The sequence below is a fragment of the Streptomyces liangshanensis genome (assembly GCF_011694815.1).
Lineage (GTDB): Bacteria > Actinomycetota > Actinomycetes > Streptomycetales > Streptomycetaceae > Streptomyces > Streptomyces liangshanensis.
On sequence record NZ_CP050177.1, the window covers coordinates 3,010,582 to 3,025,455 of the forward strand.

Here is a 14,874-nt window from a genome sequence, read left to right on the forward strand (position 1 = left end):
TCCCTGCCGCTCCGGTCGCCGCCCCCGTTCCCCGTGCCGCCCATGCTGCGGGCCCTCACCCTCGACCTGGCGATCCTCACCGGCCATCTGGTCCTCTACCCGACCGGAATCGGCCAGGAGCGCCGCGCCCCCGCCCTGGCGCCCGGGACGGGCCGGCTCCCCACCGGGGGCGGCTCCCGGCCCCCCGTCGTGATGCTGCACGGATTCGTCGACAACCGCTCGGTCTTCCTCCTCCTGCGCCGCTCCCTCGCCCGGCACGGCTGGCACCACCTCGTCTCGCTGAACTACTCGCCGCTGACCTGCGACGTCCGCGCCGCCGCCGAGCTGCTCGGCCGGCACGTCGAGGAGATCTGCGCCCGTACGGGACACGCCCGGGTGGACGTCATCGGCCACAGCCTGGGCGGCCTGATCGCCCGCTACTACGCACAGTGCCTGGGCGGCGACACCCGGGTACGGACCCTGGTCACCCTGGGCACCCCGCACGAGGGCACGGCCGTGGCCCCGCTCATGAGCGCCCACCCCGTCGTCCGGCAGATGCGGCCGGGCTCCTCCCTCATCGAGGAGCTGCGCGGGCCGGCCCCCGGCTGCCGTACCCGCTTCGTGAGCTTCTGGAGCGACCTCGACCAGCTGATGTCACCGGTCGGCGCGGCCCGCGTCACCCACCCCGACCTCGTCAGCCGGAACGTCCGCGTCACCGGCGTCGGCCATCTCGCCCTGCCGGTGCACCCGGCGGTCGTGTCCGGCGTCCGACACGCCCTGGAGCCGGACGAGTTCACGGCGGCGGCGAGGACCACCCGGCCGGCGACCGGTCAGGACGGCGGCTCGTCGGTCGCCTAGGGCGGGTCTGGCGGCCCGAACCCCCCGGAAGACCCGGTCCCCGCCCCCGCTTTCTCGCGCTTTTCCTCGAACACCCCTCGAACGTAGGGCCAAAGCTGTGCCCGCACTCCCCCGAAACACGGCCGAATGCCCGTTTCCGCGAAAGTCAAAACTTGCCGAAGATTGTCGGCGTCGCATACCGCCGGGTACAGTCGCGGCCATTGCTTGCTCCGGGCTCCCGACCCACCATCAGGGCCGGCCCCCCGGAAGGTCCTGCTGCCGAGGCGAGAGAGAAGTTGGTGAACGACCAGCACACCAACGCCGGGTACACCACGCACGACGGGTACCAGAACGGCAGCTTCCAGACCGACCCTCTCTTCGGCAACCTGTCGGGCGGTTACGAAACCCCCCAGGCCACCGGCGAGTACACCAGCACCCCGTGGGACTCGGGTGCCCACCAGACGGTCGGTACGGCCGGAGTCGGCACGGTCACGTACGACGCCTACGCGGCGCCGCAGTACGACACCACGGGACAGTGGGACGCGGACGCCTGGAACCAGGCGAACCCGCTCACCCAGCAGGATCCGCCGAACGGGGCGGACACGGCGGGGCAGTTCGCGACCGGGACCTTCGGTTACGACGCCCAGGGCCACCCCCCGACCGCGCAGTTCGACGTCAGCGCCTTGCAGGCCGGCCAGCCCTACGGGTACGACGCGACCGCCCAGTGGGTGGCGCCCACCTACGAGACCGGGGCGTACGACGCCACCGCGTGGAACGGGCAGGAAACGCCGTACCAGCAGGACGGAACGCCGTACCCGCAGGACGGGACGGCCTACCAGGCCGGGGAGCACTACCCGCCGGAGGCCGCGTACCAGGACGGGACCCCGTACCAGCAGGCCGAGGAGCACTACCAGCCCGGGGCCGGGTACGAGACGGACGCCGGGTACGGGCACGACACGCCCGCGCCGTACCACGCCGACGGGCAGTACGCCGAGGACGGGCCGTACGCGGAGGACGCGCACACCGATCCGGCGGACGAGGACTTCCATGACCACGCCGGGGACGCCGGGGACGGCGACCCGCTCGCGGAGTCCGTACCCGCCGCGCACGGCGTGCACATGGAGGAGACCATGACCGCGCCCGCGATCGTGCTCACCCCGCGCCCAGTGGGCCGCTCCGCGGGCGGCAACGGCAGCCGGGGCCGCCGCCGTACCCCCGCCAAGCGCTCCGCCCTCCTCACCATCGCCGTCCCCTCCGCCTGCGTCATGGGCGTGGCGGGCATCGCCGCCGCGTCCGTCGGCGACCTCGCCGGCGAGGACAAGCCGGACAACACGGTCTCCACGCAGGCCGCCGACGTCAGCTCCGCGAAGAAGATCGCCGCCGCCAACGCGCAGGTGGACAGCCAGGTCATGGCCATGAGCGCCGACGCCCGCGACTTCGGCGACCGCGCCAGCCGTACGCAGGAGCGCATCGACCTCCAGGCCCGCAAGGAAGCCGAGAAGCAGAAGCGGCTGGCCGACGCGGCGCGCAAGGAAGCGCTGCGCCCCAAGTTCGCCCTCCCGGTGGCGCAGCACGGCCTGAGCGCCTTCTTCGGCCAGGCCGGCGTCAACTGGATGTCCGTGCACACCGGGATCGACTTCCCCGTCTCGTACGGCACCCCGGTGATGGCGGCGACGGACGGCACCGTCCGCACGCAGTACAACACCGCCTACGGGAACATGGCCATCGTGACCTCCCCCGACGGCACCGAGACGTGGTACTGCCACCTCAGCAGTACGAAGTTCCGCTCCGGCAGCGTCAAGGCGGGCGACGTCATCGCCTACTCGGGGAACTCCGGCAACTCCACCGGCCCCCACCTGCACTTCGAGGTACGGCCCGGCGGCGGCGCGGCGATCAACCCGCTGCCCTGGCTCCAGAGCCACGGCCTCAACCCGCAGTAGGCGGGCGGCGGCGAAGCGCACGTAGGACGGGCCCCGGTCCGGCCCCCGAGGGGGTCAGGACCGGGGCCCGTCCCGTGACCGCTACAGCTTCTCGACCGGCGCGTACCGCAGCAGCAGCCGCTTGGGCTTCTCGTCCCCGAAGTCCACCGTCGCCTGCGCGTCCGCGCCCGTGCCCGTCACGGCCATGACCGTGCCGAGCCCGAACTGGTCGTGCGTCACCCGGTCCCCCACCACCAGGGCGATGACCGGCTTGTCGGCCGTACGCCGCGTGGCGAAGCCCGACGCGCCGCCCGACCGCGAGCGCGCGGCGCTCGACGACAGCGAGGACGTGATCCCGGACGTGGGGCCCGCCGGGATCTGCGCGCCCGTCCGCTTCCACTCCAGGTGCTGTCCCGGGATCTCCTCCAGGAACCGCGACGGCGGGTTGTACGCGGGCTGTCCCCAGGCGCTCCGCATGGAGGAGCGGGTCAGGTAGAGGCGCTCGCGGGCGCGGGTGATGCCCACGTACGCGAGTCGGCGCTCCTCCTCCAGCTCCTTGACCTGGCCGAGGGCGCGCATGTGCGGGAACACGCCGTCCTCCAGGCCCGTCAGGAACACCACGGGGAACTCCAGGCCCTTGGCGGTGTGCAGCGTCATCAGCGTGATGACACCGGAGCCGTCCACGTCCTCGTCGGGGATCTGGTCAGAGTCGGCGACCAGCGCCACCCGCTCCAGGAACTCGGCGAGCGTGCCGGTGGTGGTCGGGGCGGCGGGCGCGCCGGCCGCCCCGTCACCGCCTGTTCCGTCAGCGGCGGCCGCCGCCGCGCCTTCGGCCTGCGCGCGCTCCTGCTCGAACTCCAGGGCCACCGCGGCCAATTCCTGCAGGTTCTCGATCCGGGTCTCGTCCTGGGGGTCGGTCGAGGCCTGCAACTCCGCCAGGTAGCCGGTCCGTTCGAGCACGGCCTCCAGGACCGTCGCGGGTCCCGCGCCGGACTCCACGACCGTACGGAGCTCCTCCATCAGCGTGTTGAAGCGCTTGACCGCGTTCGACGAGCGGGCCGCCATGCCGTACGCCTCGTCCACGCGCCGCAGCGCCTGCGGGAAGGTGATCTTCTCCCGCAGCGAGAGCGCGTCGATCATCGCCTCCGCGCGGTCCCCGATGCCGCGCTTGGGCACGTTGAGGATCCGGCGCAGCGGGACCGTGTCCTCGGGGTTGGCCAGCACGCGCAGGTAGGCCAGCACGTCGCGGACCTCCTTGCGCTCGTAGAACCGCACCCCGCCGACGACCTTGTAGGGCAGGCCGACCCGGATGAAGATCTCCTCGAAGACACGCGACTGCGCGTTCGTCCGGTAGAAGATCGCGACGTCGCCCGCCTTGGCGTCGCCCGCGTCCGTCAGCCGGTCGATCTCCTCGGCGACGAACTGCGCCTCGTCGTGCTCGGTGTCGGCGACATAGCCCGTGATCAGGGCGCCCGCGCCCGCGTTCGTCCACAGGTTCTTGGGCCGGCGGCTCTCGTTGCGCTCGATGACCGCGTTGGCCGCGCTGAGGATCGTCTGCGTCGAGCGGTAGTTCTGCTCCAGCAGGATCGTGCGCGCGTCCGGGTAGTCCTCCTCGAACTGGAGGATGTTACGGATCGTGGCGCCCCGGAAGGCGTAGATGGACTGGTCGGCGTCACCGACCACACACAGCTCGGCCGGGTCGTCGCCCTCCCCGGAGGGGCCCACCAGCTCCCGTACGAGGGTGTACTGCGCGTGGTTCGTGTCCTGGTACTCGTCCACCAGGACGTGCCGGAAGCGCCGCCGGTAGTGCTCGGCGACGTCCGGGAACGCCTGGAGCAGGTGGACGGTGGTCATGATGATGTCGTCGAAGTCCAGCGCGTTGGCCTCGCGCAGGCGCGACTGGTACATCCGGTAGGCCTCGGCGAGCGTCTTCTCGAAGCCGTCGGCGGCCCGGTCGGCGTACGTCTCCTCGTCGATCAGCTCGTTCTTCAGGTTCGATACCTGGGCGCTGAACGCCTTCGGGGGGTGCCGCTTGGGGTCCAGGTCCAGATCGCGGCAGACGAGCGCCATCAGGCGCTTGGAGTCGGCCGCGTCGTAGATCGAGAAGGACGAGGTGAACCCGAGCTTCTTGGACTCGCGGCGCAGGATCCGTACACACGCGCTGTGGAAGGTCAGCACCCACATGGCCCGCGCCCGGGGGCCGACGAGCTGCTCGACCCGCTCCTTCATCTCGCCCGCGGCCTTGTTCGTGAACGTGATGGCCAGTATCTCGCCGGGGTGCACGCTGCGGGTGCCCAGCAGGTGCGCGATCCGGTGGGTCAGGACGCGGGTCTTGCCCGACCCGGCGCCGGCCACGATGAGCAGGGGCGAGCCGGTGTGGACGACGGCCGCGCGCTGCTCCTCGTTGAGCCCTTCGAGCAGCGCGGCCGGGTCCACGACCGTGCGCGGGGCGCCGTCACGGTGGTACGGATCGCGGGGCGGTGGCACGTCGAATACACCTCCGAAGAGGTCGTCGGGGATCCGCTCCGGCGGCTCCCGGTCCTGGTCCTCGGGCGGCGGCGGGTGCTCGTCCCCGGAGGGCTGGAGGTCCGCCAGGAAGCTGTCGTCAAAGAGGCTGCTCATCGCCCTCCGAGTCTAGGCCGCCGGACTGACAGCCCGCTCCCGCCTCGGGGAGTCCGCGGGTGGCCGGACGTGGTCGGCGCTGGTCGGCGCCGGCCGACGGTCGAACAGTCACCCAAAGTAATCGTACACTTCCCGAAAAGCGACTCGAACACGCTTCATGCGGTCACCGTCGCAAAGGTCACGAAAATGTATCGGGCATATCGGCCATCGTCCTTCACATGAGCGCCACACTTTGGCTAGCTTGTTTGATCAGGCACTCCGCAATTCCCACTGCGGTCCACGGAAGGAATGCCGATCTTGGCATCGCATCGCAAGTCCCGCGGCACCGGCGGAGTCCGTTCCAGCTCCCCCGCCGTCGGGCTCACCACGGCGGCGCTCGCCTCCGTCACGCTCCTCTCGGCCCAGAGCGCCGATGCCGCGCCCGCCGTGTCGCAGCCGTCCGTGGAGGACGTGCAGAAGAAGGTCGACGCGCTGTACCGCCAGGCGGGCAGCGCGACGCGGCAGAACGCGCAGGCCAAGGAGCCGGCGAAGACCGCGAAACCGCCCAGGGGCGCGCGGTCCAAGGAAGCGGCGGAGACCGGCCGGGAGACCCGGGTCGCGGAGCCGGCGCCGCGCCCGCAGCCGCGCCGCGCGGCGCCCCTCCAGGGGGACGCGATACGGCCGGCCGCGGCGACCACCTTCGCCACCGGCCCCCAGGTCCCCCGGCCCGCGCCCGCCCGCCCCGCGCCCACCCAGCTGGTCCCGCAGCAGCCGGCACCGCAGCGGCCCGTCTCCTCGCCGCTCGTCCCGCAGCAACTCGTCCCGCAGCCGCTCGTCCCGCCGCAGCCGACGCGCGCGCCCCGGGTCGTGCCGGCCCAGGGCCCGGTCCCGGCCTCGGCCCCCGTCGCGGCTCCCGCCGCGCAGGGCGCGGAGCCCCAGGCGGCCCTGCGCCTCAGCAAGTTGACGGTCCAGGAGAAGCTGTCCACGACCAGGGCGCTGCTGTCGCGGCTGGTCCAGGAGAAGACGGCACAGGCACAGGCGCAGGCCGAAGCACGGGCGTTGGCCGAGGCCCAGGCCCAAGCCCTCGCGGCCCAGGCCCAATTGGACGCTCAAGCCCTGTCGGACGCGCAGGCCCAATTGGACGCGCAGGCCCGCGCGGAGGCCGAGGCCCAGGCCCAGGCGGCCCAGGAACAGGCACTGGCCGCCCAGCAGGCACAGACCCCGCTCCAGCCGACCCCCGCCCCCGCCGTCACTCCCGCGCCCGTTCCTACCCCCACACCCACTCCTGCCCCCGCCCCCGACAGCACCTACGCCACCAAGGCCGCCAAGGTCCTGGCGTTCGCGCGCGCACAGATCGGCAAGCCGTACGTGTCCGGCGCCACCGGCCCCAGCTCGTACGACAGCACGGGCCTGACCCAGACCGCCTGGCGGGTGGCGGGCGTGGACCTGCCGCGTACCACCTGGGAGCAGGTGAGCGCGGGCACGAACATCACCACCCAGGACCTGCTGCCCGGCGACCTGGTCTTCTTCTACGACGACATCAGCCACGTCGGGATCTACACCGGCGACGGCATGATGATCCACGCCCCCGAGCCGGGCGCGAACGTCCGCGAGGAGTCGATCTACTACCTGCCGATCCACGGCAGCGTCCGCCCGGCCTGACCGCCCTGATCCGGTCCTGATCGAAAGAGGGACAAGGAGGACGCGGGCAGCGGATCGTACGGTCATAAAGCGCCCAGGACCTTTCACCTGCTGCCAATACCCGCCATGTCGACACCGCGCCGTGACCTTCACCTAGCGTCCTTCTCCAGGTGGCCTCCCCCCGCCACCCGGCCCGCACGGCCGCGAACCGTGTGACGTTGGACCAGTAAGGAAGTGGACGCCCTCGTGGCAGCGCACCGGAAACACAAACAGCGCCCGCTCACCGGCCCCGCCGGTCGTACCGCCGCCACCCTCGCGCTGGCGGGCGCCGCGACCGCGACGGCCGGAGCGTCGGCCGGATCCGCCCACGCGGAACCGCGCCTGACGGCGGCTCAGGTCAAGTCGAAGGTCGACAAGCTCTACGAGCAGGCCGAGGCCGCGACCGAGCGGTACAACGGGGCGAAGGAGAAGGCCGACGACGCCCGTGACGCGCTGAACGAGCTGCGCGACGAGGCCACCCGGCGCACGGAGCGGCTCAACAGCTCGCGCGCGGCGCTCGGTTCGATCGCCACCGCGCAGTACCGGGCCGGCGGCCTCACCCCCACCGTCCAACTCGCCCTCAACTCGGACCCGGACACGTTCCTCCAGGCCGCCGCCCTCGCCGAACGGACCGCCGCGCACCAGTCCACGACGGTCACGCGGATCCGCAAGGAACTGGCGACGATCGCGGAGTTACGGACCCGGGCCGACGACCGGCTCGTGGACCTGAAGGCCCGTCAGAACGAGGTGGCCGCGCAGAAGGCCACCGTCCAGAAGCGGCTGACCGCCGCCGAGGACCTGTTGGACACGCTCACCGCCCAGGAGCGCGCCCGGTACGCCGAGCAGGAGGCGGCGGGCCAGGACCGCGCGGTCCCGTACGCCGCGGACGGGGCCGCGCGGACGGCGGCCGTCACCCGCGCCGCCCGCACCGCCACCCGCCCCGCCACGCAGGCGCCCAGCAGCCGCGCCGCCGCGGCCGTCGCCTTCGCGTACGCCGCGATCGGCAAGCCGTACGTGTGGGGCGCCACCGGCCCCGGCTCCTTCGACTGCTCCGGACTCACCCAGGCCGCCTGGCGCGCGGCCGGCGTCGCCCTCCCCCGGACCACGTACACCCAGATCAACGCGGGCCGGCGCGTCTCCCGCGCCCAGCTCGCCCCCGGTGACCTGGTGTTCTTCTACTCGGGCATCAGTCACGTCGGGATCTACATCGGCGACGGGAAGATGATCCACGCCCCCCGGACCGGCTCGACCGTCCGGATCGCCCCCCTCGACCAGATGCCCTTCGCGGGCGCCACCCGCCCGGTGTAGGCACCCGCCGGCCCGCTCAGTTCGCCGGCGCCGGCGCCGGGCTGTTGTGGTAGGCGGCGATCAGCCACCGGCCGTCCCGCTTCTCCAGCACCCAGGTCGCGTTCACCTTGCGGGCGTCCGGGACCTCGGTCTCGCCGGCGAAGAGGATGCCGGACTCGCTGACAACGATCGCGCCGACCTCGCCGAGGAAGCGGAGGCTGAGCTGCTTGTTGGCGGTCGAGCTGCCCTTGAGCGGCCCGTCGAAGGCCAGCGCCATGCTCCGCCGGATCGCGTCACGGCTGTCGCGGAGCGAACCGGTCATGATGGCGGTGGCGTCCGCGGTGTAGTCGGCGACCATGCCGTCGGCGTCGCCGGCGTCCCACGCCCGGTAGGAGGCGACCAGCACGGCCCTGATCGCCGCCACGTCTTCCGTACGACCCTCTGACATCGGGTTCTCCCTGGTGAACGGTTCGCCCGGGGTGTTCCGGGCGAACTCGTCACTACATACCGGCGCCGGGGTCGGAACTCATCGCGCCCCGGTCAGGAGATGTCTTCGCGTTCGAGAGGTCTTCGAGTTCGGTCGGCAGGCCGAAGGCCGCGAAGACCTCGGGATCCTGGAAGACCGAGTTCCGGCTGATGCCTTCGGCGGTGACGGTGAAGACCTGGAGCGTGTGCAACCGGTAGCCGTCACCGGCCCGCTGGTAGGCGGCGAACCCGGGCTGGCCGCCGTTGGCCGTGAGGGGCTCCAGCCGCCAGTCCGTTCCGGCCGCCTCGAAGACCCACTCCATGAACAGCCCGTAACCGCCGCGGCCGGTGAACCAGTTGAGCATCGGCGGCATCTCCATGAGCACGTCCTCGGTGAGCAGCCGCTTGAGCCCCTCCACGTCGGCCCGCTCGAACGCCGTCATATAGCGGTCGACCCAGGCGCGCTGCTCGGCCGCGGACGGCTCGCCGAGACGTTCCTGCCCCACCCCGGTCTCCTTGAGCCGCGCCCGCGCCCGTTGCAGCGAACTGTTCACCGACACCGTGCTCGTACCGAGGATCCCCGCCGCCTCGAACGCGGAGAAACCCAGCACGTCCCGCAGGATCAGCGCGCCGCGCTGACGCGCCGACAGATGCTGGAGGGCAGCCGCGAACGCGAGACGCAGGCTGCTGCGGTCGATCGCGGCCGCGGCCGGATCGACCGCCGTCACCAGGGCGTCCGGCAGGGGCTGGAGCCAGGGATTCTCCCCCCGGACGAGCGGCCCGAGCGGATCCGACGCGGCCACCAGCCCCGACGGCAGGGGGCGGCGGCCGCGGGCCTCCAGAGCGGTCAGGCAGACGTTCGTCGCGATCCGGTAGAGCCAGGTGCGCAGCGAACTGCGGGTGTCGTCGTACCGCTCCCGCGCCCGCCAGGCCCGCAGGTACGTGTCCTGGACCAGGTCCTCGGCGTCGTGGGCGGAGCCCAGCATCCGGTAGCAGTAAGCCAGCAGCTCGTTGCGGAACGGTTCGATCCGGCCCGCGAAACCGTCCTCGCCTGCCGTCACGTCCGAGCTCCTTCTCCGTCGCCGCCAGGAGCAACCTACGTCGTGCCGGCCGGCCCGGTGTCGCCGGACTGGCCCCCGCCGGGATGCCGGGGAACCGGTGCCGGGTCACGATGGGCGCGGATGGCCGCCGGTCCGTGAGCCCGTGAGCCCGTGAAGGGGAAGCCGTGATACGTGTGACACGCCGAGGACGGACAGCCGCCGTACGGGCCACGGTCCTCGGCGTGGGGGCCCTCTTCGTCCTCGCCCCCGTCGGCGTCACCCCCCGGGGCTGCGGGGATCTCTCGGGGGGCCGCCTGTGCATCGAGGGGCCGATCGGCGGCAAGGGGGGCTTCACCACCCGGTACGTGCAGCACGACGGCGGCCCCGACCTCGCCGTACGCCTCGGTTACCAGCGCAAGGACGACCGCCTCACGGCGTTCGCGGACTGGTTCGGTACGCGGCGCACGCGCGACGGGGTCGCCGCGCTCGGCGGCCACCTCGACACCGAGCCCGGCGAATGCATCCGCGGGGTGCTGCTGGACCCCGAGGGGCAGGCGTACGTCACCCAGTGGCAGTGCGACGACTGACCCGCTCAGACCAGCCTGCGGGCCGTCGCCCAGCGCGTCAGCTCGTGCCGGTTCGACAGCTGGAGCTTGCGCAGCACCGCCGACACGTGCGACTCGACCGTCTTCACCGAGATGAACAGCTGCTTCGCGATCTCCTTGTACGCGTACCCCCGGGCGATCAGCCGCAGCACCTCCCGCTCCCGCTGCGTCAGCCGGTCCATGTCCTCGTCGACCGGCGGCGCGTCCGAGGACGCGAAGGCGTCCAGGACGAACCCGGCCAGCCGGGGCGAGAAGACCGCGTCGCCGTCCTGCACCCGGAAGATCGAGTCGACCAGGTCGGTCCCGGTGATCGTCTTCGTGACATAGCCGCGGGCGCCGCCCCTGATCACCCCGATGACGTCCTCCGCGGCGTCCGACACGGACAGCGCCAGGAACCGCACCGGGTTCTCCGCCGCCGCCATCAGCGGCGCGCAGCGGCGCAACACCTCGACGCCGCCGCCGCCCGGCAGGTGGACGTCGAGGAGGACGACCTCGGGGCGGGTCGCCGTGATCACCGTGACGGCCTGGTCGACGTCGGCGGCCTCGCCGACCACCTCGACGCCGGTCTGCTCGGTGCGGCCGATCTCGGCCTGCACCCCGGTACGGAACATCCGGTGGTCGTCGACGAGCACCACCCGCGCGTGCCGCCCCGCGCCGCCCTCCGCCGGATCCCCCGGCGTGCCCGCGGTGCCCTCGGCCTGTACGCCTTCGCCGCTCATCGTCCCTGTCCCCTCGCCCTCATCAGTGCTTGTCCCGTCTCATCCGTACGGTACGGTCCCGGGCCCGCGCCGGGCACCGCCCGGTCGGCCCTTCCGTCCCGCCCGGCCCTTCCCGCGTCCCCCGCCGGCCCGTCCCCCAGCCCCCGGCCCCGCGCCCCGCGCCCCCGCCTCAGTCCGCCCGTTCCATCTCCAGCTCGACCTCCGTGCCCCCGTCCGGCACCGCCCGCAGCCGCGCCGTCCCCCCGTGGCGCTGCATCCGCCCGATGATCGACTCCCGCACGCCCATCCGGTCGTCCGGGACCGCGTCCAGGTCGAAGCCGGGCCCCCGGTCCCGTACGGAGAGGAAGACCGTGCGCCCGTCGACCTCGGCGAAGACCTGCACCGCCCCGCCGTCGCCCCCGTACTTCGCGGCGTTGACCATGGCCTCGCGCGCGGCCTGCATCTGCGCGGCCAGCCGGTCGTCGAGCGGGCAGTCGCCGACGACGACCACCTCGATCGGCACCCCGTGGTAGTCCTCCACCTCCGCCGCGGTCCGCTTGACCGCGTCGGCGAGGGTGGCCGGTTCGTCCGCCTCCTCCTTGCCCGTGCCCTCCGGGTTGTAGAGCCAGGCGCGCAGCTCGCGTTCCTGGGCGCGGGCGAGCCTGCGGACCTCGCCGGGCTCGTCCGCGTTGCGCTGGATCAGGGTGAGGGTGTGCAGGACGGAGTCGTGGACGTGCGCGGCGACCTCGGCGCGCTCCTGGGCGCGGATCCGCATGAGCCGCTCCTCGGAGAGGTCCTGGGTCATCCGGACGAGCCAGGGCCCCATGAGCAGCGCGACCCCGGCGACGACGGCGATCGCGCCGGTGAGGACGTTGCCGAGCTGGGCGGCCGCGCCCCTGACCACCATGAAGACGGCCAGGCCGAGACCGACCAGGGCCACGCCCGCGAAGCCGCGGGCCAGTTGGAGCAGCCTGCGGCGGCGGCCGACGTCGGTCCAGCGCGCCCGGCGCGCGTTGTCGGCCTGGCGCCAGACCAGGACGACGCCCGCGCCGATCAGGAGGGTGGGCCAGATGTAGCGGTCGGCGTGGTTGCGGCCCAGGTTGACGTTGCCGACGAACACCGCGGCGCCGATCACCAGGGCGACCAGCGCGAAGACCTGCCCCTTGTCGGGCTTGCGGAGCCGGCGCCGGCCGTCGGGGCTGGTCTCGAAGAGCGAGCGCGGCCCGGTCGTGGTGCCGCCGACGCCGAGCGGGACGACGATCCAGAAGACCGCGTACAGGAGCGCGCCGAGTCCCTCGGCGAAGAAGAGGCCGAGGAAGACGAGCCGTACCCACACGACGGGCAGCCCCATGTGCCCGGCCAGCCCGCGGGCCACGCCGCCGAGGAGCCGGCCGTCGGCGCTGCGGTAGAGCTTGCGCGTCGGCTGGTCCTCCGGCGCGGGGGCGCGGGAGTACGAGGGCGGGGCGGAGCGGGGCGGGGCGGCCGGCATGTCATTGATGGTCACACGGCGGCGCGGCTCCTGGCATCAGGGTCAGGGCCCTGACCCGACCCTGACCCGACCCTGAGTACCCCGTCCCCGTCGGCCGCCGTATGCGGACCGCGCGCGTATCGCGGACGGCCCCGAGGGGCGAATATCAGGGAGAGGCCAGGGTCGGGGCGGGTGGAGGCGCGGCTCGCGCGCGGTCACCATGGAGCTATGACCCCGCCGCCGTCCCCGCCGCCCCCGGCGCCCCCCGCGCCTCCCGAGGCCTCTCCTGCCCCGCCCGTCACCGGGGCGGCGCCGCGTCTGGCGCGTACCCCCCGGCAGAAGGTGTTCGCCGGGGTCTGCGGCGGCCTCGGGCGGTACTGCGACGTCGATCCGGTGATCTTCCGGATCGTCGTGGGGGTGCTCTCGGTGACCGGCGGCATCGGTCTGATCTTCTACGGCTTCGCGTGGCTGCTGATCCCGCAGGAAGGCGAGGAGGAGAACGAGGGGCGCAGGCTGCTGTCGGGCCGGGTCGAGGGCGCCTCGCTGATCGCGGTGCTGCTCGCGCTGATCGGCTGCGGGCTGTTCCTGTCGATGGTGGGCAACGGGGGGACGCTCGGTTTCGCGGCGATGCTCTCGGTCGCGGTCGCCGGCGCCGGGGTGTGGTCGCAGCGCCGCCGGGCGGCCGCGCCGGACGGCGGTCCGCTGGACGCGGCGACGGCGCACGCGGTGGGGGAGGCGCCGCCCGAGACGAAGGCGCCGCCGTCGCCGGGCAGTCCGTCCTGGTGGCGGGACCCGATCGTGAAGGACGGCACCACGGGCCCGATCGCGGGCGACTACCTGTGGGGCCCGGCGAGCGCGGCCGAGACCCCCTGGCCGCCGGGGGCGCCGGGGGCGCCGGGCGAGGACACCCCGCCCCCGTCCCGGCGCCTCGGCCGGCCGGGTCCGCGGGCCATCGGCGGCGCGGTGTTCGTGATAGCGATGATCGCGGGCGGCCTCGGCACGGGCCTGTCCTGGCACACGCAGCCGCTCGGCACGAGCCTCCAGATCGGGCTGTCGGCGGCGCTCGCGGTCCTCGGGATCGGCCTCGCGCTGAGCGCGTTCCTGGGCCGTACGGGCGTGGGGACGCTGTTCCTCGCGGTGGTCGTGGGCGGGCTGCTCGCCGCGTCGGCCTCGATCCCCAAGGACATCACCACGAAGTGGGGCCGCGAGACGTGGACCCCGGCCTCGTACCTCGCCGTGGAATCCCGCTACCAGCTCGGGTCGGGGGTCGGGACGCTCGATCTGGGCGGCCTCGCCGTGCCGGCCGGGCGAACGGTCCGTACGCACGCGGAGGTCGGCGCGGGGCGGTTGAAGGTCGTCGTCCCCGCCGGGGCGACCGTGGTGGTGCGCGCCGAGGCGGGGCTCGGGGACCTCAGGCTGCCGGGGCAGCCGCCGAACGACGTGGACATCTCCCCCGCCAACCAGCAGAAACGCACCCTCGCGCCGCGTGCGGGCGCGGACCCGGCCGGCACGATCGTGCTGGACGTCTACGTCGGTTTCGGACAGGTGGAGGTGACCCGTGCCGCGTCATGAGTTCAGGCCGGGGCGGCTGGTCGCGGGCGTGACGGTGGTGGGCGCGGCGGTCGCCTACGCGGGCGACGCCGCGGGTGTGTGGTCGATCGCGTGGTTCGCGGTCTTCCCCGTGCTCGTCGGCGGCTTCCTCGTGGCCGCCGTGGTGGCCCTGGTCCACTACCTCATGCGGCGACGGCGGTCGGCGAGGACGGCGTCCAGCGAGAACATCGACGTGCCGGCGAGTACGAGCGGCAGCCAGGCCATGAGGTAGACGAGGTCGTTGCCGTAGTAGTACGGGGTGGCCTGCCAGCTGACGGTCAGCCACAGGCTCAGCGAGATGACGGCCCCGCCGAGCGCGGCGACCCGGCCGAACAGCCCGACCAGCGTGCCCAGGCCCACGGCGAGTTCACCGAGCGCGATGGCGTAGCCGAATCCCGAGGGGCTCTTGAGCGCGAGGTCGACCAGGGCGGGTATGGCCGCGCTGTCCCGTACGCCGCGCATCATCTCGCCGACCGAACCGGCCCCGGACGAAGCGAAGAAGCCGCTGGTGGTGAGCTTGTCGATGCCCGCGTAGACGAACGTGACGCCGAGGAAGAGCCGGAGCGGCAGCAGGGCGTGCCGCGCCGCGAGCTCCCGCAGGCCGCCGGGCCGGTCGCCGCCGGTGCCGACGCCGCCGATCCGACCGTAGCTCTCTGTCCGGTAGTTGTGTGCCATCGCCGGTCCCGCCTCTCCCTGTCCGCCGAC

13 protein-coding genes are annotated in these 14,874 nt (G+C 73.1%); 7 read left to right on the forward strand and 6 right to left on the reverse strand.

Annotation, left to right across the window (positions count from 1 at the left end):
• The first annotated feature begins 42 nt into the window (after nucleotides 1-42).
• Together HA039_RS12835 and HA039_RS12840 are read left to right on the forward strand one after the other, a co-directional pair.
• Nucleotides 43-837 (forward strand): esterase/lipase family protein, encoded by a 795-nt coding sequence (locus tag HA039_RS12835; protein WP_167036707.1) that lies wholly within the window; start codon nucleotides 43-45, stop codon nucleotides 835-837.
• Between the two features lie 278 nt (nucleotides 838-1,115).
• Nucleotides 1,116-2,756 carry a M23 family metallopeptidase gene (locus HA039_RS12840; protein WP_167028351.1) on the forward strand — a complete coding sequence of 547 codons (1,641 nt, stop codon included), beginning with the start codon at nucleotides 1,116-1,118 and terminating at the stop codon, nucleotides 2,754-2,756.
• An 81-nt stretch (nucleotides 2,757-2,837) separates the two neighbouring features.
• Here HA039_RS12840 and pcrA read toward each other — a convergent pair whose 3' ends face one another.
• Nucleotides 2,838-5,357: a DNA helicase PcrA gene (pcrA, locus tag HA039_RS12845; protein WP_167028354.1), complete on the reverse strand. Its 2,520-nt coding sequence runs from the start codon at nucleotides 5,355-5,357 to the stop codon at nucleotides 2,838-2,840.
• 288 nt (nucleotides 5,358-5,645) lie between these two features.
• On the opposite strand from pcrA, the gene HA039_RS12850 reads away from it, so the two are divergent.
• Complete coding sequence (locus tag HA039_RS12850; RefSeq protein WP_208298608.1) at nucleotides 5,646-6,998, forward strand: C40 family peptidase; 1,353 nt, start codon at nucleotides 5,646-5,648, stop codon at nucleotides 6,996-6,998.
• A 225-nt stretch (nucleotides 6,999-7,223) separates the two neighbouring features.
• Nucleotides 7,224-8,324, forward strand: a complete 1,101-nt coding sequence (locus HA039_RS12855; RefSeq protein WP_167028359.1) for a C40 family peptidase — start codon at nucleotides 7,224-7,226, stop codon at nucleotides 8,322-8,324.
• A gap of 16 nt (nucleotides 8,325-8,340) precedes the next feature.
• Here HA039_RS12855 and HA039_RS12860 read toward each other — a convergent pair whose 3' ends face one another.
• Complete coding sequence (locus HA039_RS12860) at nucleotides 8,341-8,751, reverse strand: SgcJ/EcaC family oxidoreductase (RefSeq protein WP_167028362.1); 411 nt, start codon at nucleotides 8,749-8,751, stop codon at nucleotides 8,341-8,343.
• A gap of 52 nt (nucleotides 8,752-8,803) precedes the next feature.
• Nucleotides 8,804-9,829: a sigma-70 family RNA polymerase sigma factor gene (locus tag HA039_RS12865; RefSeq protein WP_167028365.1), complete on the reverse strand. Its 1,026-nt coding sequence runs from the start codon at nucleotides 9,827-9,829 to the stop codon at nucleotides 8,804-8,806.
• A gap of 164 nt (nucleotides 9,830-9,993) precedes the next feature.
• On the opposite strand from HA039_RS12865, the gene HA039_RS12870 reads away from it, so the two are divergent.
• Nucleotides 9,994-10,395 (forward strand): hypothetical protein, encoded by a 402-nt coding sequence (locus HA039_RS12870; RefSeq protein WP_167028368.1) that lies wholly within the window; start codon nucleotides 9,994-9,996, stop codon nucleotides 10,393-10,395.
• Between the two features lie 5 nt (nucleotides 10,396-10,400).
• On the opposite strand, the gene HA039_RS12875 is transcribed toward HA039_RS12870, so the two are convergent.
• Together HA039_RS12875 and HA039_RS12880 are read right to left on the reverse strand one after the other, a co-directional pair.
• Nucleotides 10,401-11,132: a LuxR C-terminal-related transcriptional regulator gene (locus HA039_RS12875; protein WP_279592828.1), complete on the reverse strand. Its 732-nt coding sequence runs from the start codon at nucleotides 11,130-11,132 to the stop codon at nucleotides 10,401-10,403.
• Between the two features lie 169 nt (nucleotides 11,133-11,301).
• Nucleotides 11,302-12,600, reverse strand: coding sequence for an ATP-binding protein (locus HA039_RS12880; protein WP_167036711.1), 1,299 nt, complete (start codon nucleotides 12,598-12,600; stop codon nucleotides 11,302-11,304).
• A 207-nt stretch (nucleotides 12,601-12,807) separates the two neighbouring features.
• Here HA039_RS12880 and HA039_RS12885 point away from each other — a divergent pair, with 207 nt between their 5' ends.
• Nucleotides 12,808-14,151: a PspC domain-containing protein gene (locus tag HA039_RS12885; RefSeq protein ID WP_167028371.1), complete on the forward strand. Its 1,344-nt coding sequence runs from the start codon at nucleotides 12,808-12,810 to the stop codon at nucleotides 14,149-14,151.
• Complete coding sequence (locus tag HA039_RS12890; protein WP_167028374.1) at nucleotides 14,138-14,401, forward strand: hypothetical protein; 264 nt, start codon at nucleotides 14,138-14,140, stop codon at nucleotides 14,399-14,401. Before HA039_RS12885 ends, HA039_RS12890 begins: the two co-directional genes overlap by 14 nt.
• Here the strand turns inward: HA039_RS12890 and HA039_RS12895 are convergent.
• Nucleotides 14,308-14,844, reverse strand: a complete 537-nt coding sequence (locus HA039_RS12895) for a DoxX family protein (RefSeq protein WP_167028377.1) — start codon at nucleotides 14,842-14,844, stop codon at nucleotides 14,308-14,310. The genes HA039_RS12890 and HA039_RS12895 overlap by 94 nt on opposite strands.
• Between the last annotated feature and the right edge of the window lie 30 nt (nucleotides 14,845-14,874).

Coding starts and splice junctions, on each gene's coding strand:
- HA039_RS12885 (WP_167028371.1), top strand. CDS start 12,808: ATGACCCCGCCGCCGTCCCCGCCGCCCCCGGCGCCCCCCGCGCCTCCC.
- HA039_RS12880 (WP_167036711.1), bottom strand. CDS start 12,600: ATGCCGGCCGCCCCGCCCCGCTCCGCCCCGCCCTCGTACTCCCGCGCC.
- HA039_RS12835 (WP_167036707.1), top strand. CDS start 43: ATGCTGCGGGCCCTCACCCTCGACCTGGCGATCCTCACCGGCCATCTG.
- HA039_RS12860 (WP_167028362.1), bottom strand. CDS start 8,751: ATGTCAGAGGGTCGTACGGAAGACGTGGCGGCGATCAGGGCCGTGCTG.
- HA039_RS12850 (WP_208298608.1), top strand. CDS start 5,646: ATGCCGATCTTGGCATCGCATCGCAAGTCCCGCGGCACCGGCGGAGTC.
- pcrA (WP_167028354.1), bottom strand. CDS start 5,357: ATGAGCAGCCTCTTTGACGACAGCTTCCTGGCGGACCTCCAGCCCTCC.
- HA039_RS12895 (WP_167028377.1), bottom strand. CDS start 14,844: ATGGCACACAACTACCGGACAGAGAGCTACGGTCGGATCGGCGGCGTC.
- HA039_RS12875 (WP_279592828.1), bottom strand. CDS start 11,132: ATGAGCGGCGAAGGCGTACAGGCCGAGGGCACCGCGGGCACGCCGGGG.